The sequence below is a fragment of the Bradyrhizobium sp. 482_C4_N1_8 genome (assembly GCF_052075965.1).
Classification (GTDB): domain Bacteria; phylum Pseudomonadota; class Alphaproteobacteria; order Rhizobiales; family Xanthobacteraceae; genus Bradyrhizobium; species Bradyrhizobium barranii.
In genome coordinates this window covers 2326251-2352405 of record NZ_CP197231.1, presented here as the reverse complement: position 1 = coordinate 2352405, position 26155 = coordinate 2326251, and the positions used below count along the sequence as shown (strand labels likewise).

Here is a 26155-nt window from a genome sequence, read left to right as displayed (position 1 = left end):
TCGGTCGACTACGCGGAGGTGTGATGAGGTTCGCTTGTCGCTGCTTGTGCTAAGCGATCGCTTAGAAGTGAGAACGTAAACCTCGCGCCCCGAATCCGTTGGCCGGATCGGCCCCTAAAGGAGAGGATCAGCGGCGCGGCGAAATGAGGTGGACGCGATTTGCGAGTAGACGGCACCCTCGCACGGAAGTGCTGATGGCACGCCTTTCAGGCTCAGAAGTTCTGCAGCTGCAGTAGTTTTATATTGAGGCAGTCCGCCATCCGGGTGAGTTCCGGGACCGAACGCGCTTTCATCTTCCGCATCAGGTTAGTGCGATGCACTTTCACCGTGGACTCGGCGATGCCGATATCGTTGGCAATCTGCTTGTTCAGGCGACCAGCCACGACATGGAGCATGACCTCAGTCTCGCGGGGGCTGAGCGTGTCGAGGCGCCGCCTTATTGCAGCCACCACCCTGTCACTCTCACGTCGGGCACGATCGCGAGTGAGTCCGGCATCGATGGCGTCAAGCAGATCCTGATCTCGGAATGGCTTTGTAAGGAACTCTATCGCACCGCTCTTCATTGCTTGCACAGTCATCGGCACGTCGGCGTAGGCTGTGATAAAGATGATAGGCACTTGCCTGTTTGCGGCGACAAGTTCGCTCTGAAGATCGAGACCGCTTCGCCCCGGCATTCTTACGTCGAGCACCAGGCAAGTAGGACCATCCGGCGGATCGGCCTCGAGAAAATCGGGAACAGACGAAAATTGTCGGGCATCCAAGCCGACTGTCCGCAACAGTCGCGCGACCGAATCGCGAAATTCGGGATCATCATCGATAACCAAGACACTGGGATTTGCCTCACCCATTCCCGGTATCCTGCGTTGGGGAAGCGCATTCTTGCCTAGTCCGGCACACCCTACGCACAATCTATCGAGATGAACAGAATATTTTGCCTGAGCGGATAGCCGGACGCCTAAACCATCGCTTAGGAACGCCGACATTGCGTTATTGAGGGATGTCCGAGACACTACGTTGCATGCAGCGCGAGGCGCTGCCTCGCCGGCCGGCGGAAGTGCCTGGAAGCCGCTATGTTGCATCGTACACTGATATCCGTCGTCGACGACGATCAGCCCCATCGTGAGTCAATGCGAAAGCTAATAATGCTGCTGGGCTATACTGTCGAAGCGTTTTCGTCGGCGGCCGATTTCCTGGCATCGCGGGCTCTGCCTGAAACCGCCTGCTTGATCACTGACGTTAACATGCCCGGAATGACCGGAGTCGAGCTGCACCGGCGTTTGGTCGATACAGGGTATGCAATCCCAACGATCCTCGTTACCGCCTACCCCGATGAGGTTGTCAGGGATCAGGCTCTGAAGGACGGGGTTATTTGCTATCTCAGCAAGCCAGTGGACGATGACATTCTCGAGCGATGCGTGCACTCGGCTCTGCGGTCGGGTACGCCGATTGAAGATAATTCATGAGCCGTTGTCCGCCGGCAGGGTAAACTGAAATACGGCGCCGCGGGGTTCGTTCGCTTCCGCCCACAACTTGCCTCCATGTGCTTGGATGATGGAACGGCATATCGACAACCCCATCCCTGTTCCACCGGACTTCGTGGTGTAAAAGGCGTCGAAGACTCGATCGAAATTCTCCGGATCAATGCCCCGCCCCGAATCCTGTACGGCCACGAGGGCGCCGGTCTGACCCTCTTTGGTGCTGATCAATAGCTCTCTCGCCCCTTCCTCAACCAGGCCCATCGCTTCGGCCGCGTTCAGGATCAAGTTCAGCAATACCTGTTGCAGCTGAACGCAATCCCCCATAACCGGAAGCAGTCCATCTGCGAGCCGCGTTTGGACCGAAACGCTATTCCTGTGAATTGAGCTTTGCGCCAGTACAATCACTTCGTTGATAGCCGAATTGAGATCAAAACGCTCCTTTCGCAGAGGCGCTTTCTTGATGTGATCACGCATCCGTCCGACGATATCCTTGGCGCGGTCAGTGTCCCTCACGACGCAAGCAAGCGCTTCCCTGGTCTCATCCAGATTTGGCGGTTTCATCTCCAGAAAGCGCATCCCTGCGCGGGCGTTGTTACGAGCGGTAGCGATCGGATGCAGAATTTCGTGAGACAGCGAGGCCGCCAATTCTCCCATCATGTTCACGCGGTTCATGTGGGCGAAATCCAGTTCGAACTGACGCAGCTTTTCACGTTCGTCCTGCGCCCGCCTTCGCTCCGTCACATCGACGGTTGTGGTGATAACCTCAGCCAGCGCGCCCCTGGGCGAAAACACATGATAGCTGGTTCCTTCGACCCATTTGATTGTTCCATCGGGTAGGAGAAGTCTGAACTCGGCCACGAAGTCTCTCTTTTGTTGCACGGCCTCCTGAACCGCGCCCCACACTCTGTCGCGGTCCTCTGGGTGAATACGTTCCCAAATACCTTGCCGACTAGGAAGGCCCTGCGACGGATCAAACCCCCAGATCCTGTAACTCTCGTCCGACCAATAGAGGTAACGCATCGTTGTGGCGTTGTAGATCCAATAGCCGGTGCGGCTGAGTCTTTGTGCCTGGCTAAGCGCTTCCTCGACGCGCTTTCGCTCCGTCAAATCGAGCACGAATGCAAGGCCCTCGTCGCCTCCTTCCTTGAACAGAGCAGCGCCAATAAGCACGGGAACGCGGCTGCCGTCCTTCCGAACATACTCCTTCTCGAAGGGTCGAACTATTCCGGCTGAGTTCAGTTCTGCCTGAGTCAGTATGTCCCGCTCGCGCCATTCGGGCGGGGACAGCTCGGTCCAGCGCACGCGGCCCGAAACCAAGTCCGCACGGTCATATCCTACGATGCGTAGAAACGCGTCATTCGCTTCGAGGATCCGTCCTTCGCGATCGGCAATGAGGATCCCAATGATGTTGGCGTCGACCAAACGCCTGATCTTCCCTTCCCGATCCGCGAGGTCGTCATAAAGCCGCGAATTTTCGAGCGAGATGGCCGCCTGCGACGCAAGCACCTTCAAGACTGTGACGCGGTCGGGTGTGAAAACGTGGGCCGCCAAGTTGTTTTCTAGGTAGAGTACGCCGGCCAGTCTGCCTTGTTTGAGCAACGGCAGGCAGAGAATTGAATGGGCGTGATGCTTATGGATGTACTCATCGGCGGAAAACGGGTTCGCGGCGGCGGCATCGTGGATAAGAACGCTCTCTTTTGTCCGGATCACGTAGTGTAGAATGGACTCCGGTAGATTTGCAGCGGTTACACCTGCTTGTCGCTGACCGACGGTCACCATATCATTGCTGATCGTGACTTCCGCCTCAATCCGGTACCCATCGCCGACCGCAAGGATCAACAGACCTCGCCCGGCACCCGCGTACTCAATCGCCGTGCGCATCAGCGTGTCGATCAGCTTTTCCAGGACGATCTCGCCCGACACGGTTTGCGAGACTTTGATAACCGTAGATAGATCCAGTTGTTCGACGGGTGCCCCGATCGTGCTTGTGGGGCCTGCAACTGGCTTTTCCTTCCTGAGGTGCGGATACAACTCGTCGAGTTGGCGCACCTTGCCGTCGGCTCCCCAGCGGATGTATCCGTACCGCGCGTCCTGCAGATAGGCATGTGCGATCTTCTCGAACCCGCGTGCGGCATAAAAGCGTGCGGCGACTTCGTTGGCGAGCGCCTCGTTGTGGACCAAGCCATGCGTGTGTGCCGAGCGGATAGCGTGCTCGTAAAGATGTTCGGCATCGAGCGCGCGTCCTTCGATCCGGGCGATCTCCGCCCCGACGAGTGCGGCGCGGTTCTCGAAGTTGTCCGGGCAAACCATCGCCCAGACCTCGAGCTGTCGGTGGTGCGCAGCCAGTGCCTCGACATGCTCCTGCCGTTGGCCGGCCGCCGCGGACTCGCAGGATGTCGCTCTGGAGAGCGCACTGTAAAAGTGATATTCCGCGCATTCGAAAAAAGACGCTGATGTCGGCTGCAGCTGTTGCGCCCTCAATGAGGCCTCGAGGGCACCCACATAGTCGCCGGCAAAGAAACGTGCCTGCAGCTTGCGGGTCCAATACGAGCCCTCGGCCAACGCCAGATCCGGGTTCTTGCGGAAACGAGACTCCAGTAGGAGTTCGTTGAACTGCCCATCGTCAAAGCAACCGAAAATCGGCGTCAAACCGCGGAGTGTCCGGATCAGCCCTAGCTGGCCGGCAATGGAGTCAATCGCAAAGCCGAACCGCATGTTCCGCGCGAACGCAAGACCATGCTCGACCTCGACCTGCACGATATCGAGCGGATCGCCCGCCGCGAGAAGATACGTGTTCAGGTGGGTGTAGTAGTACGCCGCAAAAGTGAGGTCACCTATCTGGTTTGCTGTCTCAAACGCACGTCGCAGCAGATCACGACCTTCCCGGACATGTCTCGTCCAGAACATGAGTAAGTATCCAAAGTTCAAATAGGTCCTGGCTTGGAAGCGCTTTAGCCCGCGCTGTTCGACCAGTTCATAGCCGAGACGGCCGAATCGAAGTCCCGCCTGGTAGTCGCCGAATTCCGGTCCAGCAAGCCTGGCAAGCACTGCATAGGCGTAGCACGAGCCGTCACAATTGCCGCCCTCGAGGCTGAGATTGACTGCTCGACAGATGACCATCGAACGTAGTTTCGCATCTGTATAGTGGGCCGGCGGCCCGAGCTTCGTCAGCACATCAAGGGTCGCGAGCGATACGGGATCGCTCATCAAAGGCAGATCAATCAGGGTTTCTATCGCGCGGGAGCCGAGTTGGGACCAGATCCGGTCATACTCGCACCTTGCCTCGTCTTCCGACGGGTGCGCCGACCAGTCAACACCCAGGTGGCGGAGATAGTCGAGACCGACTGCGATCGCGCGACTGCCCTGATCCAGGGTCGTGTAAAGATCCACCTGCAGGCACGTCACGCGGGCTCGTTCGATCGTCGTTGCAGCACGGGCCGACAGCATCGCCAGGCGCTGCTCGGCTTCCGCCAGTGCACCAGTGAGGAATTCACATTCGGCCCGGTGCAACTCCAGCTCAAAGATCAGGCCGTGCTGGCGCTCCCAGGAGTCCCCTGGCAGCAGTGCTACGCCGGAGACGAGGTAGTTCAGCGCCGAGGCATATGCCGTCGAGGTCTTTGCGCGTTTACCTGCAATGAAATTCAACTCAGCGACCCGCTCAAGCTCCTCAGTTGACGTGATGAGATGCGAGCCGCGGTTGAGCTGATTGACGATTTCGAAGATCGTCTCCTCCAACCTCTCTGGGGGGGTCTGCGCTGCGAGCAGCATCCCTATTCGGAGATGAGCTTCGGCACGCGATTCCTCCGGAATCAAGGAGTAGGCCGCTTCCTGGACACGGTCGTGGAGAAACTTGTAGGAATCCTCTGAACGAAAGATCAGCCCTGCTCGCACCGCTTCCCAAAGCTGCCCGTGCATCTCCTCCCCGGAGTCCTGGTAAGCGATCCGCAACATGGCGGACCCTGCGTCGTTGCCCAGGCAGGCGAGCTTTTGCAGTGCGTTCCGGGTTTCCGCGGACAGACGGTTCAGCTTCCCCACCATAAGGTCCACCACATTGTCGGTGTAACCTTTGGCGTGAATGCGATTCAGGTCCCAGCACCATCGCGCCTCGTCATAATCGAAAGTGAGCAATGCTTCGTCGGCGAGCGCAGAAATGAACTGAATAGCGAAAAGCGGATTGCCGGTTGTCTTTTCGTGAATCAGCTGTGCCAGCGGCGCGATTTTCTCCGGTTCGCTGTGAACGGAATCCGCGATTAATTGTCCCAGATCTTCACAGGATAAGGGCGCCAATACGATGTCGTGTAGTATCGCTCCGGCTTGGCGGATCGCTTCAAGCTTGCGTGTCAGCGGATGGACGGGATCGACTTCGTTGTTGCGGTAAGCGCCAATCAACAACAGGTTCTGTACATCCGGCCGGGTCAACAGATCCTGAAGCAAATCGAGCGTTGCTGCATCGAGCCATTGGAGATCATCAAGGAACAGGGCGAGCGGATGTTCCGGTCGCCCGAATACACTGATGAATCGCCGGAACACCAGCTGAAAGCGACCCTGCACGTCCTGTGGCGGCAGTTCGGGGACCGGTGGCTGTTCGCCGATGATGTGCTTCAATTCCGGAACGAGATCGACAATGAGCCGAGCGTTCGGCTCGAGCGCCTCGAGCAGCGCCTCCCGCCATTTCCGCAACTCCGCTTCGGTCTTGCTCAAGAGAGGGCGGATCAGGCTCTGAAAGGCCTGCGCAAGGGTGACGTAGGGGATGTCGCGTTTGTACTGATCAAGCTTGCCCGACGCAAAAAGACCGCGGGGCGGAACAAGCCGCTTATGAAGCTCGTTAACGACCGCGGATTTGCCGATGCCGGAGTATCCGGAAACGAGGACCAACTCCGGCCTGCCGCCGGCAACGATACGGTCGAAGGAGGCAAGCAGGGTATCGATCTCGGCTGTCCGACCATACAATTTCTCGGGGATCAGCAGCCGATCCGGAGTGTCATGTTCCCCGGGCGGAAATTCGTCGATATCGCCTCGGGTTTCCCATTCGGCGAGGCAGCGCCGTAAATCGCTCTCGGCGCCTGCAGCCGTCTGGTAACGCTCCTCGGCAGTCTTGGCGAGCAGCTTCATAATGATCGCAGAGACGGAGCCTGGGAGGCTCTTTAACCGCTCGCTGGGCGGCGCCGGTCGTCTTGCGATATGGCAGTGCACCCATTCCATCGGATCGGCCGCCGTGAAGGGCAGCACGCCCGTGAGCATCTGGTACAGCGTGACGCCGAGGGCATAGAGGTCGCTGCGGGCGTCGATCGAGCGGTTCATCCGCCCGGTTTGTTCGGGTGCCATGTAAGCGAGCGTACCGGCGATGGTCTCGGGCGGCTCGGGCGCCTGCCGCTCGCGGGACAGGCGCGATGCGATGCCAAACCCGGTGAGACGCACGTGTCCATCCGCGCAGTCCACCACGATATTAGCTGGCTTGATGTCTTTGTGGATGAGCCCGCGCTGATGAAGCTTGCCCAAGGCTGAGGTAACGGCGATAGCCAAGCACAGGAAGCGCGCTACCTCCATGGGCTCACCGAGCAAATGTTCGAGCGGCTGGCCGCCTGGATCATCGAGCACTAGCACGGTCCGACCGGCGTCGCGCATGAGGGCCAGCGGCCGCACCGCCCATGGCCCGTCGAGTTCATCCTTCAGCTCGTATTCGTGCGTGAGACGATCGAGTCTTGACCGGGACGGGTGATCGGCGGCAGGAGCAACGAGCAGGACGGCGAGCCGGTTGCCATTGTCGTCCACTCGCCAGCCGCGGCTAAACACGCGCTCGCCATCCTCCCACAACACCTGGGAACTACCATCCGAGTATGCGACGTTCAGCGACTGCCGCACCATCTGTCAGACTCCGGCGTCGGGCTTCGGCCTGAAGTCGGCCAATCAAGCGCTTCGCGCGCCACACGCGCGGTTTCTCCCCCGCCGGGAGAAATCGTACTCCGTCGCCCGAGAAATGCCAGCCGATCCCCGGTCCGACCGGATACGGCTATAGGGATCCCCCTCGCAGAAGCCGGCCTTATTGCCGCGAAATTCGCCGGTAAAGCAATGGATCGAGAGTTCCGCTCGATCGAAATCCCGTGGAACGAGCGCCGCTCTCTCGCCGCAGAATCCCAGGCGCGCCCCAGCCGTTCCGATAACGATCGGCTATCAACTCCATGGCGAGAGGTGACTTTCCTTTCAACTGGCTTGAACACAATCTGCAACCAATCGCCCCCATCCTCGATACCGGCCGAAGTCGGCGTTCTGTTGAACGATCGCAGGCCAGGAGGTCCGAGATGCGTCGATCGCTTCAGGGCACGCCACCAAGGTGAGCACAATTGGATGGGCTGGTTCCAACACGCTTCGACCAGTCGCCCGAAAACCACGCGAGGGCGTCATGACGCTTCATATCTCACAGCGAGGCAAAGAATATTTGAGGACAGCGAAGACCTTGCTTCGCTCTGCCAAAGCCATGACGGACCACGTGATTGCGGCTCAGCTGAAGGCTCTTGCCGACGACCACGAGCGGCGAGCCAAGAAGGCGTCGCTCGACGGTGCAAGGGATTGCTCGATCCGCCGCTAGACTATACGTGAAATGCGTGAGCCGTCGAATAGGCGTCGCGGCAGCGGCCCAGCGGCTGCTAAGCTGGGGCTGCCAACGTCATAGCGCACCGCGGCCAACGCAGCTCATTCCGCCGCGGCCGCGGCCGCGTTCGGCTGAATTGGCCTGCCCTCGTTCGTGCCTTCCGCGAAGTTGCGCACCACGACATAGAAAATCGGCGTGAAGATCAGGCCGAACAGCGTGACGCCGAGCATGCCGAAGAACACGGCGACGCCGACCGCCTGGCGCATCTCCGAGCCCGAACCGGTAGAAACCACCAGGGGCAGCACGCCGAGGATGAAAGCAAACGAGGTCATCAGAATCGGCCGCAGGCGGAGCCGGCAGGCCTCAATGACAGCCTCCAGCCGCGACCTGCCCTCAAGCTCGATATCGCGCGCGAATTCGACGATCAGGATCGCGTTCTTGGCCGCAAGTCCGACCAGCACCACGAAGCCGATCTGGGTTAGGATGTTGACGTCCTGACCCATGATGCGCACCCCGATGGTGGCCGCGAACAGGCACATCGGCACGATCAGGATCACCGCGAATGGCAACGTCCAGCTGCCATATTGCGCTGCCAGCACCAAATAGACGAACAGCACACAGATCGGGAACACATAGAGGCCGGCATTGCCACCCATCACCTGTTGATAGGACAGGTCGGTCCATTCGAGAGAAAAGCCGCTCGGCAACGTTTCGTCGGCCAATCGCTTGATGGTGCTGAGCGCCGTGGCCGAGCTTACGCCCGTCGCCGGCTCACCTTGTACCTCGGACGTCGAGTAGAGATTGTATCGCGCCACACGATCGGGTCCCGAGATGTCCTTGAAGTCAACGACGCTGCCGAGCACCACCATGTCGCCGGCGGCGTTCCGGGTACGCAGCCGCGCGAGATCGGAAGTCTCCTTGCGGAATGGGAGATCGGCCTGCGCCGTGACGTGATAGGTACGTCCGAACAAATTAAAGTCGTTGACATAGGTCGAACCGAAGTAGGTCTCGATCGTGTCGGTGATGTTGGCGATGGGGACCGCGAGCTTCTGCGCCTTGACACGATCAATATCGACAAACAGCTGCGGCGTATTCGCCGTGAAAGGCGAGAACACCGAGGTCAGATTTGGCGACTTACGCGCGGCGGCGACGAGCTCGTCCGTCGCCGCTGCGAGCAGCTCGGGACCGCGCCCTTGTCGATCCTGGATGCGGATGGCGAAGCCGCCACCGGTGCCGATGCCTGGCACCGCGGGCGGTGGAATGACGATGATGAAAGCGCCCTGGATCGCCGACAGCCGCTTGCGTAGATCGGCCGTGATCGCGTTGGCCGTCAATCCCTTCTTCTGCCGCGCCTCCGGCACGTCGAACACCGGGAACAGCGCTGCGGCATTGCCGGCCTGCGTGCGCGTCGCGCCGGAGAACCCGCTGAACGCCCCGACACGGACGATACCTGGCGTATCCAGCGCGATCCGCTCGATTTCGCGCACCACCGCAGCGGTCCGCGCCAGCGACGCGGCGCCTGGCAATTGCGCCGAGATGATGAGGTAACCCCGATCCTGCGCGGGAATGAAGCCCTGCGAGGTGGTGGCGAGTAGCCAGCCGGCGCTGCCGATCAGCCCGAGATAGATCACAAGCATCACCACCGTATGCCGGATCACGAAGTCGGCGGTGGCCGCGTAGCCGCGCGCTAGGCGATCGAAGATGCGGTTGAACAGCGCGGTGAAGCCGTCCCAGCCGCGCGCAATGACGTTCCAGCGCGCCGGCGGACGTTTCTCCTCGTGTGGCGTAAGAATCTGGGAGGCCAGTGCCGGCGACAGTGTCAGCGAGCAGAAGCAGGAGATCGCGGTCGCGACTGCGATGGTGACGGCGAATTGCTGGAAAAACTGCCCGGAGATGCCGCCCAGGAAAGCTGTTGGCACGAACACCGCGCAGAGCACGAGTGCGATCGAGACCAGCGCGCCGCCGACTTCCTCCATGGTTTTGAGCGCCGCCTCGCGCCGGCTCATACCGTGCTGGAGATGTCTCTCGACATTCTCGACAACCACGATGGCGTCGTCGACCACGATGCCGACCGCGAGAACCAGACCGAAGAGCGTCAAATTATTGATCGAGAATCCAAGCGCGGCCATCACCGCGAAGGTGCCGACCAGCGACACCGGGATCGCGATGATCGGGATGATCGCAGGCCGCCATCCCTGCAAGAACACCAGCACCACAATGACGACCAGCGCCATCGCCTCGTAGACCGTCTTAATCAGCTCATGGACCGATTGGGCGATGAATTCGGTGGGGTTGTAGCCGATATTGTAGTCGAGCCCCTTCGGAAAACTCTCCTTCAGCTTCGCCATGGTGGTGGAGATTGCCTTCGCCGTGGCGAGCGCGTTCGATCCGGGCCGTTGCGTCACCACCATTGCGACGGCCGATTTGCGCAGTATGCGGCTGCTGGTGGCGTAGGAGAGCGCACCGAGCTCGACGCGCGCGACGTCGCGCAGACGTGCGGTGCGGCCGTCGGAACCGGCCTTCACCACGATGTCCTCAAACTGCCCGATATCTTTGAGGCGGCCAGTGAAGACGAGGTTCGGCTGGAGCGCGCGATCGGCGATCGGCGGCTCAGCGATCTGTCCGCCGGTGATCTGCAGATTCTGGGCGCGGATCGCCGCCAGCACCTCGCCCGATGTCAGGCCGACATCAGCGATCCGGTCGGGATCGAGCCACACTCGCATCGAGTAGTCGCGCGCGCCGAACATCTGGATGTCACCGACGCCGTCGAGCCGCAAAAGCTGATCGCGCACCTGCAGCAGCGTGTAGTTGGAGATGTAGAGTTGATCGAACGAGTCGTCGGGCGACAGCACGAATACGGCCATCAGGATGTCGGGCGAGTTCTTGCGGGTTACGACGCCGTTGCGCTGCACCTCGTCCGGCAGCCGCGGCTGCGCAATCGCGACGCGGTTCTGCACAAGTACCTGCGCCTTGTCGAGGTCCGTACCGAGCTTGAAGGTGACGGTGATGGTGAGCTGGCCGTTCGAGGTCGCCTGGCTGTAGAGATACAGCATGTCCTCGACGCCGTTGATCTCCTGCTCGATCGGGGCTGCCACCGTGTCGGATACGGTCTGCGCTGAGGCGCCGGGATATTGCGTGGTGACGGTGACGGTCGGCGGCACCGCCTGCGGATATTCCGAGACCGGCAGCGTCTGGTAGGCGATCGTGCCGACGATCACAAGCACGATCGACAGTACCATCGCCAAGATTGGCTGGTTGATGGAAAGCCTTCCAAGATTCATGGCTTGGCACCCGCCGGAGTCTTGTCGTCTGCCGGCGCCTGCGCCATTTTCGGTGTCACCTTGGCGCCGACGCGGGCACGCTGCAGCCCGTCGACGATGACCTGATCCCCCGGCATGAGGCCCTCGCGAATCACGCGCAGCCCCCCATCGAGCGGCCCGAGTATCACCGGCCTTACATCTACCGTGTTGTCTGCCTTGACCACGAACACGATCTTGCGCGACTGGTCGGTGGCTATAGCGGCGTCCGGAATCAGCAGCGCCTCGTAGGGCGACGAGCCGATGATCCTGACGCGGCCAAACTGCCCCGGGAGGATCGAGAGATCCTTGTTCGGGACAATCGCGCGGCTGCGCAGCGTCGCAGTCGAGATGTCCAGTCGATTGTCGAGGAAGTCCATCTTCCCCACATGCGAGGGCTTTGTCTCGCCGGTCAGCGTCACCTGCACGGGATTTGACGTATCGCGCGAACTTGGCCGCTTGCCTTCGAACCACAGCCTGCTGTTGCGCTGATAGGTCGCCTCGTCGACGTCGAAATAGATGTAAATCGGATCGAGCGACACGATCGAGGTGAGCAACGTCGCGCCGCTATCGGCGCCCTGCACGAGGTTGCCGGGGGTCACCAGATGGCGACTGACGCGGCCGGTGATCGGCGCCAGCACGTGGGTGAATTCGACATTGAGCTGCGCGGCCTTCAGCGCACCCTCGGCCTGCGTCTCGGCCGCATAAGCCGCCTGTAAGGCCTGACGGCGCTGATCGACGACTTGTACCGAAACTGCGCTCGTCTGGACCAGGTTCAGCCCACGGTCGAGTTCACGCTTGGCAAGCTCAGCCTTGGCCCGCGCGTCGTCGAGTTGGCCCTGCGCTTGTGAGGCGACCGCCTCGAACGGGCGCGGATCGATGATGTAGAGCAGATCGCTGGCATGAACGATCGCACCGTCTGTGAACTCGACGCTGTTGACGAAGCCACCGACGCGGGCACGGACCTGAACCTCCTGTATCGCCTCAAAGCGGCCGGTGAACTCGTCCCAGTCAGTGACCGTGCGCTTGACTGGTTGCGCGACTGTAACCAGCGGCGGTGCAGGCGCAGCCTCCTGCGATTGTGCCTTCTTGTCGCAGCCCGCGAGCGCCAGCGCGAACAGCAGACCGATCGGTGCGACGAAGCATCGTGGAAAGCGATAAAACGAACCGCGATCGAGCTGAGGTGCCGGAGCCGATTGCACCATTCTATCAGTCATACTCACTTCCGTCTCTCCAAGAACCCAGCGCGATGATCTAGATTACGTCGTTGCTTCGCATATCGACCCACTGCGCTCTCGAGCTTTCATCGTGATCCGCGCTTTGATCGCAGAACCGCAGGTTTAGGCTCGACGATGCTTTGGAGAATGGCCTTGCAATGCCGGCGACGGAAATCACCTCTCGCCATGGACTCGATAAACGGTCGTTATTGCTGCTCGCCGCGCGAGCGCGATGCCGTCGCGAGGAATGCCGCAGGCCGCGTGGCACTCGAAACCGCGACGTCTTATTCTGCGGGAAATTCCCAGTCGCGCTCGGTCAGAGCCGGTAAGATCAAACATACCCGAAACAGCCGGACCGAACAGAGAATCAAGCAGTAGCTCCCGCGCAGCGGCCTTCATGTTCGCGGGTGTGCCGGTAGCTAAGCCGACGGCCGCTCAGAGAGGGCCGTCATACTCGCCACGCGCCGGATAATCCCTGGCGATAGCGAAATCGATCGCTTGAAGCAATTCCGAGAACAACGGACGTGCGAACGGCATTGTTTGAACAGCGCCGTAGTACAAAGTACCATCCGGTCGGACGAGGAATACGCCGGGCTCCGAAAACAGTGACGGCTCTTCGATGTTGATCGATGTCTTTCCACGCGACGACGAAATATAGAGACCCCACTTGCGAGCAACCGCCAGCGGCAGTGAATATCCGAATCGCAAGCTGGCGCCGACCTTGTTTGCCATTTCCTGAGCGCGCTCGCGAACGTCAGAGCTGATAGCGATGACCTTTGTACCGCGACGCTCATATTCGGGTATCAGCGATTCCAGCTCGCGCAGATATTTGAGGCAGACCGGGCAATGGAGTCCGCGATAAAAGCATATCAGCGTAAACAGCTTCGGCGCGTCGGCAGCAAGATCAAATTCGCCATGAGCAAGGGTCGGCACGCGCAGTTCGGGAACCGGTCGACGAGGCAGCAGCATTCTCTTCTCCGCAGTGTTTTCCTAAGTACGTCGGGAATTCCGGCACCCGCCGATCGCGCACGAGCCATCACTCCGCCCCGCCCTGCAGGGTGAAACTACGTCGCCGACCTTCAATTGAGAAATGTCCGACCGTTATGATTTCCATTCCCGCGCGTTGTTTCTCCGACCGAGACTTCGCCTCGATGGAAGTCAATGCGTCGTCGCGAGCGGAAGACCGTCAAGCCCGGCGCGCGGGTTCACGGATTTTCTCGTCGCGGAGCTTCGGCACCGACTCCCGAAGCATTCCCGGCGGTTATGGACATGATAGCTTTACCCGAATGGTTGCCGGATTTAAGTGCTGAACGCGCCGGCCGGAGCGGACGCCGCGCTGAGACCTCGCGCTATCTGCAAGACTTGTTCTGCGCTGCCTGCTTGCGTTCACGCTCGTCGAAGCCGGTGGTCGATCATTCGAACAATCGGGACCTAGTCATGACCAAGATCCGCGAAGTTGTTGTCGCAAGCGACCCCACCAATCCTGGTGCACTGGTATGCCGTGTCGGCGGCTCTCATTTTACTGTCGGCGGCCCGGATGGCGTCGGCCGCATTTCTTCTGGTCCCAATCCTTACGACCTCCTTAGCGCATCTCTCGCCGCATGCACCGCTATGAGCATTCGTTTTCAGGCTCGACGCCAGAGACTTCCGCTGGAGCGGCTGGAAGTGAGCGTCAGCTTCCGCCATGGCGCTCTGGGCGAACGAGATTCGTTCGCACGCACCCTCGTGCTGGAAGGAGAACTCGATGCTCATCAGCGCGCGCTCCTGCTGGAAGCCGCAAACCTCTGCCCCGTTGGCAAGATTCTCGGCATCGGCGCCGCTATCAACACGCGCCTCGGCGCTACTGCTTCCGGCCACAGCCCAAGCACTCAGGCCAGCTACGAGGATGATCTGGCTCAACTCCCGATCCCGAATATCACTCCGGATTGAGCGTCTCTCGTGCGGTCGATCACCGCACCGGCGCATCGCAGCCGATCAAACCCGCATTGCAGCTCTTTCTTGCGTCCTCAGTGCCCGGAAATCATCCCTCGCGGGGCATTCGTCCCGACGTTCACTGCCGACGCGCTTTGATCTTTCGCGTCGATGGCATCGATTCCATAGCCACAGGTCATTGGACCGTCGAATTTGGCGATCGTATTTTTGGTCGCCCGCAAGGCAATTCGGAAGATGACGACATACCACACACGAGGAGGTTGGCGATGAGGGCAATCGTCGTGGCGGACCAAGCTGCGGGAACGGTCGGGATGAAGCTGGTGGAGCGACCCGAACCGCGGCCAGCAATAAACGACGTCGTCGTTCAAGTTTATGCGTCAGGATTCGTTGGAACCGAGCTGTCGTGGCCTTCGACGTGGACCGATCGCCTCGATCGTGACCGGACACCGTCGATTCCCGGGCACGAGTTGGCCGGAGTGGTCACCGCTCTCGGATATGGCACGACGGGCCTGTCGGTGGGACAGCGGGTGTTCGGCCTCGCGGACTGGTATCGCGATGGCACACTGGCCGAGTATGTGGCGATCGAGGCACGCAACCTGGCGCCGCTGCCGGGCGACGTTGACTTCACGGTGGGCGCGAGCCTGCCGGTCTTGGGTCTGACCGCGTGGCAGGGATTGTTCGTGCACGGCCGCCTTCAGGCGGGGCAGCGCGTCCTCGCGCACGGCGCGGCCGGCGCAGTCGGGTCGATGGTGACGCAACTCGCGCGTGAGGCCGGCGCCTATGTCATCGGCACCGGACGCGCCGCCGACCGTCAGAAGGCGCTCGACTTCGGCGCGAATGAGTTCGTCGACCTGGAGAACGACGCTCTAGACGACATCGGCCCGGTCGACCTGGTGTTCGATCTCATTGGCGGCGACATCAGGAAACGCTCCGCGCGCCTGGTTCGATCCGGAGGAACGCTGGTGTCCATCGTCGGGCCGGCCGAGGCGCGGCCCGCCGATGGCCTGGCGGTCGACTTCGTCGTCGAGTCCGATCGTGCCCAACTGAGTGAGATCGTCCGGCGGGTTCGCGACGGGCGACTGCGCACGAACGTCGGCCACGTAACGACACTCGAAGATGCCGTCGCCGCCTTCAATCCAACAAAGCGGATCGGCGGGAAGACGATCATCCGCGTTCGTCCGTGAACGACCCACATTCGATGCACGCGGCCGTCACGTCCTACCAGACGCGCCGCAACCCAGGAAACTACCACGGCCCCCGGGCATGAGATGCCAGACGGGCTCCATCCCTGCGGCATTTCGAGCAAAGAGAGCGAAAGCACTCGTTATCTCAAGTCATCCCCTAACGCACAGGAATCACCATGACCAACAGAATCGCCATGACCAATGCCGTCATCGAATGTATCCTGAGCCGCAGCTCCGCCAAATACTACGACCCTGCCGCCACTTTGAGCGATGACCAAATCAGCGAGCTGGTGCGAATCGGCACTACTGCGCCGACATCCTTCCATTTGCAGAACTGGCGCTTCATCGCGGTACGCACGCCTGAAGCCAAGGCTCGGTTGAGTCCGATCGCCTGGAAGCAGCCGGCGATCACTGAAGCCGCCGTTACCTTTATCATCTGCGGCCAGTTGGCTGATTCCAGTGTAATTCCGGACCGCCTGGCGCCGGTGGTGGAGGCGGGTATCATGCCGGCAAAGTTGATACCGGATTGGGAAATCCCCGCACGCGATCTCTATAAGGACTACCCGCAGCGCCAGCGCGACGAAGCAGTGCGCACCGGCGCCTTCGGTGCGGCGGCGATGATCTATGCGGCCCGATCGCTGGGCCTGGGTTCGACGCCGATGATCGGTTTCGATGCCGAAGCGGTGCACCGAGATTTTGGATTGGCCGAGGACGAAGTCCCGGTCATGCTGCTGTCCGTAGGAGCGGAGCGTCCGGGAAACTGGCCGCAGAAGCCGCGTCGCCCGGTGGCCGATGTGTTGGACCTCATTTAGTGATCAGTGAAACCGAGAACCTGCGAAGATTATGATGCCAAGAATTACAGCTCTGAAGCCGGAACAAGTGCCGGCGGATTCGAAACCGACCCTCGATATGTTCACCAAGAACATCGGGTTCACCCCAAATATGATGGCGACATTCGCGGCAAGCCCGATCGCGTTCAACTCATGGGCCGCCCTGCTTGGCTCCTTGAGCAAGGCGCTAGACGTGAAGACGCGCGACAGCATCGGCCTCGCTGTCTCCGAAGTGAATGGCTGCGACTACTGCCTGACGATTCACAGCTTTACGGCCAATCATATGGCCAAGCTGCCCGCCAATGAAATCACTCTCGCTCGGAAGGGCCATGCCAGCGACCCGAAGCGGGACGCTGCCATCCAGTTTGCGCGTAGAGTCATCGAGACCCGCGGCAAGGTTAGTGACGCCGATCTGAAAGTCGTCCGCGACGCAGGCTACACGGATGCCAACGTCATCGAGATAGTCGCGCTGGTGGCCATGTACTCTCTGACGAACTTTTTCAACAACGTGTTCGATCCCGAGAAGGACTTTCCTGCCGTTGCGCCGGCTGGATCGATCTGAACTCAATCCATTCGCATCTACGATCTCTGAGGAGCCTCTATGATGCGAGCATCACGCAAGGCTCGGACGCACCCGGGAAGGATTCTTGGGAACGCGTCCGGGCTTTTGGTTGGCGCGAAGACTGTCGCCGTTTGTCGCCACGGCGCCAAAGCTCCTCGACAAAGCACTCAAGGGATCGCTCCAGGCCGCCAGATCACCAGCGAGAACGATGTCGTCGCCCCGTCGCACAAGAAGGTGTTCAAGGCGCGTGTCTATTTCATCTGGAGGACCACCATCGCGCCGGAGCAGCGCGAGCGTCTCAATCGCGCGACCGCGGAGGCGGACGCTTCAGACTTAAAAGCTCCGTCACGTCATGCCGATCGGCTGCGGATGAGATAGCAATTTTCAGCCATTTTCCGTCTGGGTATGTTCGGGCTTCATCGTAAAGCTTCACCAGCTGCGAGCGCCACCCGTAACGCCGCGCCTCAAACTTCTCTCGCTCTGCTGCCCCCAAGACCACCTCGACCGAAAACAGCCTGTATTCCGGCAGGAACGTGCAGAATGCCTTGGATTTCTTGTAACGCAGGGACCAACCACGCTTCTTGCCACGATAGAGCCAATCCGGCACGAAAACATCGGGGTAGTATGCCTCGATCCATTTTCGCAGCTCGGCCCAATGCCCGAACGCCTTCGGCCCGATCCAGTCTCGGACAGTGCTGTCGTCGGGCGATGCTGATTTGTCGGTGATCCTGTCGCCGATCTGGGGGGACTGTTCCATGCCGCTTTCCTTTACACCGCAACTCTCACGTTGGTTTCGGAAGACCTGGTGTGCCGCATCATCGGCAGATCAATAGCGAATGAGCCCGAACAGGCCGAATAATCCGCCCGCGTCCTGCCAAAGCTCGACAACCTTCCATCCGCCGGAGCGGGCAAGCCGCTCGAAGCTCTCCGCAGTATATTTTCGGGAGCTCTCAGTATGAATGCTTTCCGACGTTCTGAAACTAAACGCGCGCTCGCAGAGGGTAACGTGCTGATCGCACACGCTGACCAGATGCATCTCTACTGCTTTCTCGATCTCGTTCCAGCGCGCCACGTGCTTGAACCGCTCTAAACAGAAATCGCCGCCCAGTTCGGCGTTGATCCGCTCAAGGAGGTTGAGGTTGAAAGCGGCTGTCACACCGGCGCTGTCGTCGTAAGCACGCAGAAGCGTATCTACGTTTTTCTGGAGATCGACACCGATGATGGCACGTCCGTTTTTGCCTAAGTGTCGCCCCATCTGCATCAGCAAGGTCTTCGCCTCGCTCGCGTTCAAATTCCCCATCGTCGAGCCAGGAAAAAATCCTGTCCTGCCGCCGCTGGAGCCATCGAACGGAACCTCAAATGCATCCAGGAAATTGCGCTCGATGGGGCGGACCCAGAGCGACGGGAAGCGCGAAGCGATCCTCCTGGACGTTTCTGCAAGGAAAGCATCGGCGACATCGATCGGCACGTAGCCTCGCGGGTCACGCAGGCCCGCCAACACAAGCTCCGTCTTAACGCCGGCTCCCGCACCATACTCGATGAGAACCGCGCCAGGCTCTACAAAATCGGCGATGTCACGCTGCCGCTCTCGCAAGATCGACGTTTCGGCTCTGGTCAGATAATACTCATCCTGCCTCGTTATCTCTTCGAAAAGTTCAGATCCACGCTCGTTGTATAACCAACGGCTCGGCAGCGTCTTCACATCAGCGGATAAGCCGCCGACGACGTCTCGGGCAAATGCATTTTCAACAGCGTCGATGCGGTCATTCACGTGAAGCATATTTTCCGCTTTCGGTGACACGGCGGATAGCGGCCGAGGTAAACTCGCGGCCGATATCTTCACCGTGAATTCGTGCCAGGCTCAGTGAGTACGTTACTTGAGGGGTGTCGTCAGAGGGTTGTCATTGGTGTCGAGGACAAAAACAGCGAGCAGCTTCGCCGGCTTCGTCTTGCTCGCGTTGCGGCTGATCGAATGGGTTGCACCCGGCGGCTCCGACCAGCCTTCGCCTGCCCGATAAATGCGCTTCTCGCCGTCGTTCACCTTCGACTCGATCGCGCCCGAGATGACATAAGCGTAGATGAAAGCCGACTTCGCGTGGGTATGGGGCGGGGATGCCGCGCCCGGCGCGTAATCGACCTCCAGGGCGAGCAGCGACTTGCCAGGGACATTGGGAATGGCCGCCTCGAGTTTCTTCGCGACGGTTTCCGCTTCGCGATCATGGGCGCGGATCGGGCCGGCTATCGAGAAGGCGGCGCAGGTGACAGCGACAATGGTCCGGATCTTCATGAGTTTCTCCTTCTGCCTAGAGCTTGGTATTCGTTCTTCATTGTTCCCTCTCGACCTTGCCGGCCTGCTGATTGCCGACACCGAACGGTCAGTCTCGCGGGATGAAGTCGACGTGGGGCCCCCGGCTCGATGATGAACACCGCGAGCGTGGCGAGAACGCAGGCGACGGCGGCGACAACCATCGCCATGTGGAATCCCCAAAACAGATGATGACCGCCTTGCTGCAGCACACCGCCGAGCAATGCGATAGCGAACAGCGACCCGGCGCGTGAGACTGCGCTGTTGACACCAGACACGGTTCCGACTCGATCGGACTCGACGGAGGTGAGGACGAGCGTCGTCAACGGCGCGATCGCCAGGCTCATGCCAAGCGCCAACAACAGGATGCTGGGGAAGATGTCCGCCCAATAGGTTGCGTTCGGACCGATACGGAGCGCCATGATGCAACCCAAGGCGACGACGGCGCTGCCGGCGAACAATGGCAGGCGCCTGCCGGACACGCGGCAGAGCATACCGGCGAGCGGCGAGACCACCGTAATCAGCACTTGCAGAGGAAGGAAGGCTAGGCCCGCCACCAGCGTCGGCAGGTGCGCGCCTCGGATCATCACGAACGGGATCAAGGTTAGCATGACCGTGAACGGACCGTAGAGGAGTGCGGTGAACAGGTTCGCGCCGACGATCGACCGCGAGGCGAAGAGCGACGGGGGCAGCATGGCATTCTCGCCTAGCCGCCGCTGTGTGACGATAAGGCCGGCTAAGCCGCCCAGACCGACGATCAGAGTGATGAGCAGCCAAAGGGTCGGACCGGCACCGTTGGTCAGGCTCGTCAGCCCCGCGCCCAACGAGCCGAGCCCGACTGTCGAAAGGACCGCGCCATAGACGTCGATCCGGACGTAGCTGGGCGAGGAGTCCTTGGGTATCCACGCCGTGCCGAAGGCCAACGCGCCGGCGACGATGGGCAGGAGCATCAGAAAGGCCGTCCGCCAGGATCCGTGATCAATGATCGCGCCCGCGATCGCGGGCGCGACGCCACTGGCGACCGCTGCGGCGGCGGACCAGATGCCGATCGCACGGGCTTTCTTGTCGGCGGGAAAGGCCCGCCCGAGCACGGAAAGGCCGTTGGGCAGGATCACAGCTTCGCCCAAACCTTGCAGGAAGCGGCCGCCGATGAGCAGCGCGAAGCTCGGCGCGAAAGCAATTACGGCCGCGCCCAGGCCATAGAGAGCGATCCCCGCGAGGAATATCCGCTTCTGTCCGAACCGATCACCCAGAGCGCCGCCTACCAAGGTCAGGGCCGCGAGCGGAAGGAGCTCGGCGTCCATGACCCACTGCAGGTCAAGCGGCGACAGGCGCATGTCTCGGCCAATCGCCGCGAGCGCGACCGTGACGACGGCGCCGCTGACGAACACGAGGCAGCTGCCCAGGCTCGACGCGGCGAGCACCTTGGTGCTGCCCTGCGCTCCGACGGCCTTAGGCTCGGAGAGCGCCAGGCCGCGATCGGTCAGGGTCAGGGACGCGCTGCTCACGACCTGGCCGTCATGTCAGGTGGCGCGCTTCGCGGCGCGCGGGCTCATTGGCCGGCAGCCGAAGCCGAACTGCCGTGTCCGTTCGCGGATCACTTTTCGCAACATCAATTCAACCTCAAGCAGGCTTGCCATGAACCGCCGTCGCCTCCTGCCCGCGCCGCGCCGCCGGAGGCCACGGCCGAACGACGCCTAAACGTGGATGCGTGCCGTGCTGACGAGGAGCGCGGAACCGTTCTCCGCCCCAAGTTCTCACGGGCGAACGCGAACGATTGTCTTCCCCTTGCGTCGCTCGGTCCGATTGAAGGCGGCGATGGCGTCATCGAGGGTCGAGACGGTGCCGATGTTCGTCCGCAGTCGTCCGTCCCGCAGACGCTGGACGATCTCACCCAGTTGGGCGCGATCGGACTCGACAACGAAGTCGATCGCCAAGCCGTCGGCGGGCCGCGCCTCGGTCGGCCCGGCGATGGTCACCAGCGCTCCTCCCGCTCGAATCAGGCTTGCGGACCGCTTCGCGATGTCGCCGCCGAAGATATCGAAAACCAGATCGACGCCACCGACATCTTTCAGAGCGTCGTTCTCGAGGTCGACGAACTCATTCGCGCCGAAGTCGAGCACCGCCTGACGGTCGGCAACGCGTCCGGTGCCGATGACGTAGGCGCCGGCCTCACGTGCGAGTTGCGTCACCATCGAACCGACGACGCCAGCCGCACCGTGCGCAAGGACGGTCTGCCCCGACTGAAGGTGGCCGTGCACGAACAGTCCTTGCCACGCAGTCAGACCCGGCATCGGCAGGCTCGCGCCCACCGTGAAGTCGACGTCGCCCGGCAGCGGCGCAAGGTTGCGTGCCTCGACGGCCACATACTCCGCCAAGGTGCCGTCGCGATACCAGTCCGTCAGGCCGAACACCCGCTGTCCCACTGACAATCCCGTCGTGCCATAACCGAGAGCGGTGACGACTCCGGCCAGCTCGTGCCCAGGGATCGACGGTGTTCGGTCACGATCGAGGCGATCGGTCCACATCGGGGGCCACGTCAGCTCATCCCAAGTGAAGCCCGATGCATGAACTTGAACGACGATGTCGTTTATCGCTGGCCGCGGTTCGGGCCGCTCCACCAGCTTCATCCCGGCCGTTCCCGCGGCCTGGTCCGTTACGGCGATTGCCTTCATGTGAGTTGTCTCCTCAGTTATTTGCTCCTTTGCTGGATACGTTCCAGCGACAAAAGCCGGTTCGGCATCGCTTGCCAGCGACCATGAGGTAGTTCCGAAAGCGAAGATGGGACGGCGCCTCCACGATCTCAGTTGTCCAGCCCTCGACAAAATCCGCGAGCGGTACCCATTGATGGCAGCGCGGAGTAACATTCTCCAATAGCCGGCATGTATGGTTTCCATTGCAGCGGGGAATAGTGGTGCGACGGTCTTCTCTGCCATTGGTAAATCAAGGCAAGTTGCGAACGCCGCGACGGCATGCCGCCGCGCGGCAAGGCAATAACGATTATCTATCGATTTTATGGCGAGAGATAATTTCCTTCACCGGGGTCCGACCGCCACCGTATGAGACGGCTGTCGGAACCACTTTCAACCCGAAATAAGACTCGAATGACCAATCCTGCGAACCAGAGACGGCGAGCGTGTCGCAACGAGGCGCAGCCGTTTGTAGAGGGATGCAGCCGCGGCGTTATCGACGCAGAACCTTGCCCGCGAGAGCTCGGTCGGGAAGCGCCGCCTCGGTGCCGGCGCATGGTACTCGCGGCCTGTGTGCTCGCGTCCTCGATGGCGTTCATCGATGCGACAGCGTTGCCAGTTGCGTTACCGAGATTGCGCTCAGATTTGGCGGCGGACCTTGCCTCGGTTCAATGGGTTCTCAACGGGTATATGCTGGCGCTCGCCTCGCTGACATTGATCGGCGGCGCCCTCGCGGATGTTTATGGCAAGGCGCGCATGCTCTGGTTCGGTTGCGTGCTGTTCGGTCTGACATCCGCGGCTTGCGCGATGGCGCCTTCGCCCGCCTGGCTGATCGCTGCCCGCGTCGCGCAGGGGGTAGCCGCAGCGATCGTTACCCCCGCCAGCCTCGCCCTGATCGGGGCCACCTATCCGCGCGCGGAGCGGAACCGAGCGATCGGCGTATGGGCCGCAGCGTCGGCTCTCACCACCGCCGGAGGTCCTGTCCTGGGCGGCTGGCTCACCGAGACCTTTGGCTGGCCATCCGTGTTCTGGATCAACCCGCCGCTCGCGCTCGTGGCAGTGGGAGTTCTGCTGGTCTTTGCGCCGAAGGATGGTCGCATTCAGCGCGGATTCGACGTGATTGGCGCCGCGATCCTCGCTTCGGCGATCGGGGCGCTTGCCTGGGCGCTTAGCCAAATCGGCCGCGGTGAAGTTCAGGCCGCCGCGGACGCTTCAGCCCCGTCGGGCACAGTGCTCGTGATTGTCACCGGGCTTGGCATTATCGGGCTCGCCTTCTACGCGCTCTGGGAGCGCGGAAGCGAACACCCGATGACGCCACCTCGCTTGGCGGAGAACCGCGCCTTCCTCGGGCTGAACGTTGTCACCCTGATGGTCTACGCGGGGGTTTCGATCATGTTCTTTCTGCTCCCCTTTGAGCTCATCGATCGCCGCGCCCTGTCGTCGACCGACGCTGGGCTCGCATTCCTACCCTTCACGCTTGGCGTGGGGCTCTTGTCAAATCTCTTCGGCCGGCTGGCAGACAAGATTGGCGCGCGGGCCATGCTCATCGCGGGACCGCTAGGTGCGGCACTCGCCTATATCCTGATGGCGCTTGGCGAGAAAGAATCCCTGATGCTCGGCGTGATCGGACCTATGACCCTACTGGGCCTGTCCTTCGCTGTGCTCGTGGCGCCGCTCACCGCGTCGGTCATGTCGAGTGTGGATCAGGCCGACGAAGGACTCGCCTCCGGCATCAACAATGCGGCGAGCCGGATTGCGCAGCTCGCCGGGGTGGCACTTGCCGCCGGCGTCGCGTCTTTCTCGTCCGGCTACGAAGTCGGCCTCGCCATAGCCGCCGCGACCTCGATCGGCGGCGCCTTTGCGGCCTCGATGACCCTGACACCGGTCATGGCGAAAGCGGACGCAACTTAGAAAGCACGGAATTCAACCGAATTCGATACTTCACTAAATCTGGCAGACACCCTGAACTTACCGGAAGCCGTGTTCAGCGGAGCGTCATGGCTGATCGTTGATCTCGAGCCACGAGCTTTGCGGCGACTTGTCGCAAGCCACGTTTGTCTGCAGCAGCGAGCACATGGCGCAGATATCGCCGGACGACCTCCGACGAGGTGCTGCGTCCCGCATTTGGACGCTATCTGAACCGACGAGCGCTGCTGGTAGCGACTCCCGTCAGAGCGAAGGCCATTCCGGCGACCAGACAGAAGACGGCGCCTTGGTCTCCGCCCAAGCCGAAGATCAGCGAGACCAACGCGGAACCAAGTGACCATCCGACGTAGCGAGCCGAGGCATTCATCCCACTTGCGGCCCCGCTGCGCCCTACGGGTCCAACCGTCATCATCGCCGTGTTGTTCGGGGTCTGAAAAAGACCAAAGCCGATACCGCAAAGAGCCAGTCGCCATACGACATCCCATCTCGCCGGAGATGTCGGCAAGAAGATCATCAGGAGCAAACCGACCGCCAACAACGCCAAACCAATGCTGCAGATCACCGAAGCGGGGTGGCGGATCGTCAAGCGGCCGGCAATTGGGGCCGTGACTGCAGTCATGAACGGCCAGGTTGTCAGAAGAAGACCTGTTTCCACGGCCGAAAGATGCATCCTCGTCTCAAATAGAAACGGCAAGGAGACGTAAGCCAGAATTTGTGCGGCATAGGAGCAGACGGATGTCCACACCGATAGGGTAAACAGAGGTATACGGAAAAGATCGAATGGCAACATTGGCATAGGGTGCCGGAGCTGTTGTCGAACGAAGAGACTGAGACAGAAGAGACCTGCCACGATCTCTCCCGTCGCAATGCGCCCATCGCCAGTACCCAGCGTGCCGACACCGACGACGAAAAGCCCGAACGCCAGCGCATTGAGAGCGGTCCCGATCAGATCGAGAGAGCGCGCAACCCGAACGTCTGGTGGTGCAGCAGCAATAAATAGTGGAACAGTGAGGCCGAATGGCACATTCACCAAGAACAACCAGGGCCATTTTGCCACGGCAAGTACTGCCGCCGCGATGGTGGGGCCCAATGCTCCAGGTATCGCCACTGCTAATGCGACTAACGCGAAGCCCTTGCTGACCATGTGATGCGGATAAATCACGCGTACAAATGCCATGCCGGCCACAGAAACTCCAGCTGCCCCGGCACCCTGAATTAGGCGCGCACTCACCAGCATCGGCAATGTTGGAGCGAACGCGCAACCCAACGACGCGAAAACAAAAATAGCCAGGCCGGCGGTATAAACGCGCTTCAGACCGAGTGATTCGACCAGACTTGCAACGGGCAACAAGCAGACCGTTGCCGAAAGCTGATAGGCATTCACGACCCAAACGGTCGCGGCGTCCCTGCTTGCGAATGAACGCGAGATGTTTGGCAAGGCGATATTCACGATCGCGCTTCCGAGGGAACTTAGACCAAGTCCAAGCAAGATGCAGAGCATTAACCAGCGGCGCTGAGCCGCCGTCAGACCGTCGACGCCACCCATCAGTATGCAATTTCCGGCGTGAACCTTGAAGGCTTCGGCTCGTGTCGCGCACCGCGCCTGCCGCTCACGAGTAGTCACCTCCGCTCTGCTGACTGAGGTTGCCGAGGTAGTCGCGCTTCCCGATCTTCGCTCCGAGGTGCCGAAGGATCGCGTGCGCAATCGCGATGTGGAAGAAGAAGTCGGGCAGCACCAGGTGCCGGATGTAGTCGTCGCCACCGAACCACCCGCGCACGATAGGCGGTGTCAGTTCGTATGTGCGGGACTGCGCGTTGTCCATCTCGTCCGGCCGCACGTTTTGCAGGAAGCCGCGCGTCTCGAGGAGCCGCCCCTTCAGTGCCGGGTACATCATGAGGGTGTTGTGGGGAGCAGGCGCGTCGCGCTGCATCAGCTTCGCCATGTGGGCGTCGACCTTATTGCAGCTTACAGAAATCTGCTCTCCGAAACTCAGCATGTCGGACGCGAGCCGCTCGCCAAGGATCCTTCCAGGCTCATATCCCTTGGTCCGCTCGAGTGCTTGGGCGTGGTCGAGATAGTCGTCCATCACGTTCACTCCGTGCACCATGACAGGGACCGTGATGTCATAGACCGAGAGGGACACGT

The 26155-nt window shown here is 61.0% G+C and carries 19 protein-coding genes; 7 read left to right on the top strand and 12 right to left on the bottom strand.

Features of this window, described 5'->3' with window-relative positions; all coding sequences use genetic code 11:
• Positions 1–212: 212 nt before the first annotated feature.
• Positions 213–848 (bottom strand): response regulator transcription factor, encoded by a 636-nt coding sequence (locus AB7Z56_RS10925; protein ID WP_063981757.1) that lies wholly within the window; start codon positions 846–848, stop codon positions 213–215.
• 222 nt (positions 849–1070) lie between these two features.
• Here AB7Z56_RS10925 and AB7Z56_RS10920 point away from each other — a divergent pair, with 222 nt between their 5' ends.
• Complete coding sequence (locus AB7Z56_RS10920; RefSeq protein WP_441256231.1) at positions 1071–1463, top strand: response regulator transcription factor; 393 nt, start codon at positions 1071–1073, stop codon at positions 1461–1463.
• On the opposite strand, the gene AB7Z56_RS10915 is transcribed toward AB7Z56_RS10920, so the two are convergent.
• Entirely contained in the window at positions 1458–7343 is a 5886-nt protein-coding gene (locus tag AB7Z56_RS10915) for an AAA family ATPase (RefSeq protein ID WP_441256230.1), read from the bottom strand. The genes AB7Z56_RS10920 and AB7Z56_RS10915 overlap by 6 nt on opposite strands.
• A gap of 535 nt (positions 7344–7878) precedes the next feature.
• Here AB7Z56_RS10915 and AB7Z56_RS10910 point away from each other — a divergent pair.
• Positions 7879–8064, top strand: coding sequence for a hypothetical protein (locus AB7Z56_RS10910; protein ID WP_063981754.1), 186 nt, complete (start codon positions 7879–7881; stop codon positions 8062–8064).
• A 104-nt stretch (positions 8065–8168) separates the two neighbouring features.
• Here AB7Z56_RS10910 and AB7Z56_RS10905 read toward each other — a convergent pair whose 3' ends face one another.
• From AB7Z56_RS10905 to AB7Z56_RS10895, 3 genes are all read right to left on the bottom strand, one after another.
• Positions 8169–11348 (bottom strand): efflux RND transporter permease subunit, encoded by a 3180-nt coding sequence (locus AB7Z56_RS10905; RefSeq protein ID WP_441256229.1) that lies wholly within the window; start codon positions 11346–11348, stop codon positions 8169–8171.
• A complete protein-coding gene (locus AB7Z56_RS10900; RefSeq protein ID WP_441256823.1) occupies positions 11345–12568 on the bottom strand; it encodes an efflux RND transporter periplasmic adaptor subunit in 1224 nt (407 codons plus the stop codon). The genes AB7Z56_RS10905 and AB7Z56_RS10900 overlap by 4 nt, the downstream gene beginning before the upstream one ends.
• A 447-nt stretch (positions 12569–13015) precedes the next feature.
• Complete coding sequence (locus tag AB7Z56_RS10895; protein ID WP_135214187.1) at positions 13016–13549, bottom strand: peroxiredoxin-like family protein; 534 nt, start codon at positions 13547–13549, stop codon at positions 13016–13018.
• A 468-nt stretch (positions 13550–14017) separates the two neighbouring features.
• Here AB7Z56_RS10895 and AB7Z56_RS10890 point away from each other — a divergent pair, with 468 nt between their 5' ends.
• The 4 genes from AB7Z56_RS10890 (at position 14018) to AB7Z56_RS10875 (ending at position 17088) form a co-directional block, all read left to right on the top strand.
• Entirely contained in the window at positions 14018–14509 is a 492-nt protein-coding gene (locus tag AB7Z56_RS10890) for an OsmC family protein (protein ID WP_187387969.1), read from the top strand.
• Between the two features lie 269 nt (positions 14510–14778).
• The gene (locus AB7Z56_RS10885) at positions 14779–15696 is read left to right on the top strand and encodes an NADP-dependent oxidoreductase (protein ID WP_441256228.1); all 918 of its coding nucleotides are present in this window, start codon (positions 14779–14781) and stop codon (positions 15694–15696) included.
• Positions 15697–15872: 176 nt separating this feature from the next.
• On the top strand, positions 15873–16508 hold the full coding sequence (locus AB7Z56_RS10880; RefSeq protein WP_063981749.1) for a nitroreductase family protein: 636 nt from the start codon (positions 15873–15875) through the stop codon (positions 16506–16508).
• A 34-nt stretch (positions 16509–16542) separates the two neighbouring features.
• Positions 16543–17088: a carboxymuconolactone decarboxylase family protein gene (locus AB7Z56_RS10875; protein ID WP_063986173.1), complete on the top strand. Its 546-nt coding sequence runs from the start codon at positions 16543–16545 to the stop codon at positions 17086–17088.
• A 298-nt stretch (positions 17089–17386) separates the two neighbouring features.
• On the opposite strand, the gene AB7Z56_RS10870 is transcribed toward AB7Z56_RS10875, so the two are convergent.
• From AB7Z56_RS10870 to AB7Z56_RS10850, 5 genes are all read right to left on the bottom strand, one after another.
• On the bottom strand, positions 17387–17845 hold the full coding sequence (locus AB7Z56_RS10870) for a DUF3788 domain-containing protein (RefSeq protein ID WP_063981748.1): 459 nt from the start codon (positions 17843–17845) through the stop codon (positions 17387–17389).
• A 69-nt stretch (positions 17846–17914) separates the two neighbouring features.
• Positions 17915–18868, bottom strand: a complete 954-nt coding sequence (gene egtD, locus AB7Z56_RS10865; RefSeq protein WP_063981747.1) for an L-histidine N(alpha)-methyltransferase — start codon at positions 18866–18868, stop codon at positions 17915–17917.
• A 93-nt stretch (positions 18869–18961) separates the two neighbouring features.
• Positions 18962–19375, bottom strand: a complete 414-nt coding sequence (locus AB7Z56_RS10860; protein ID WP_063981746.1) for a cupin domain-containing protein — start codon at positions 19373–19375, stop codon at positions 18962–18964.
• Positions 19372–20901: an MFS transporter gene (locus AB7Z56_RS10855; protein ID WP_441256227.1), complete on the bottom strand. Its 1530-nt coding sequence runs from the start codon at positions 20899–20901 to the stop codon at positions 19372–19374. The genes AB7Z56_RS10860 and AB7Z56_RS10855 overlap by 4 nt, the downstream gene beginning before the upstream one ends.
• Positions 20902–21150: 249 nt before the next feature.
• The gene (locus tag AB7Z56_RS10850; RefSeq protein ID WP_063981745.1) at positions 21151–22068 is read right to left on the bottom strand and encodes an NADP-dependent oxidoreductase; all 918 of its coding nucleotides are present in this window, start codon (positions 22066–22068) and stop codon (positions 21151–21153) included.
• Positions 22069–22638: 570 nt separating this feature from the next.
• On the opposite strand from AB7Z56_RS10850, the gene AB7Z56_RS10845 reads away from it, so the two are divergent.
• Positions 22639–23994 (top strand): MFS transporter, encoded by a 1356-nt coding sequence (locus AB7Z56_RS10845; RefSeq protein WP_063981744.1) that lies wholly within the window; start codon positions 22639–22641, stop codon positions 23992–23994.
• A gap of 220 nt (positions 23995–24214) precedes the next feature.
• Here AB7Z56_RS10845 and AB7Z56_RS10840 read toward each other — a convergent pair whose 3' ends face one another.
• Both AB7Z56_RS10840 and AB7Z56_RS10835 read right to left on the bottom strand, forming a co-directional pair.
• Positions 24215–25555, bottom strand: coding sequence for an MFS transporter (locus tag AB7Z56_RS10840; protein WP_063981743.1), 1341 nt, complete (start codon positions 25553–25555; stop codon positions 24215–24217).
• Between the two features lie 64 nt (positions 25556–25619).
• Complete coding sequence (locus AB7Z56_RS10835; protein WP_063986171.1) at positions 25620–26153, bottom strand: DUF1993 domain-containing protein; 534 nt, start codon at positions 26151–26153, stop codon at positions 25620–25622.
• Positions 26154–26155 lie beyond the last annotated feature (2 nt).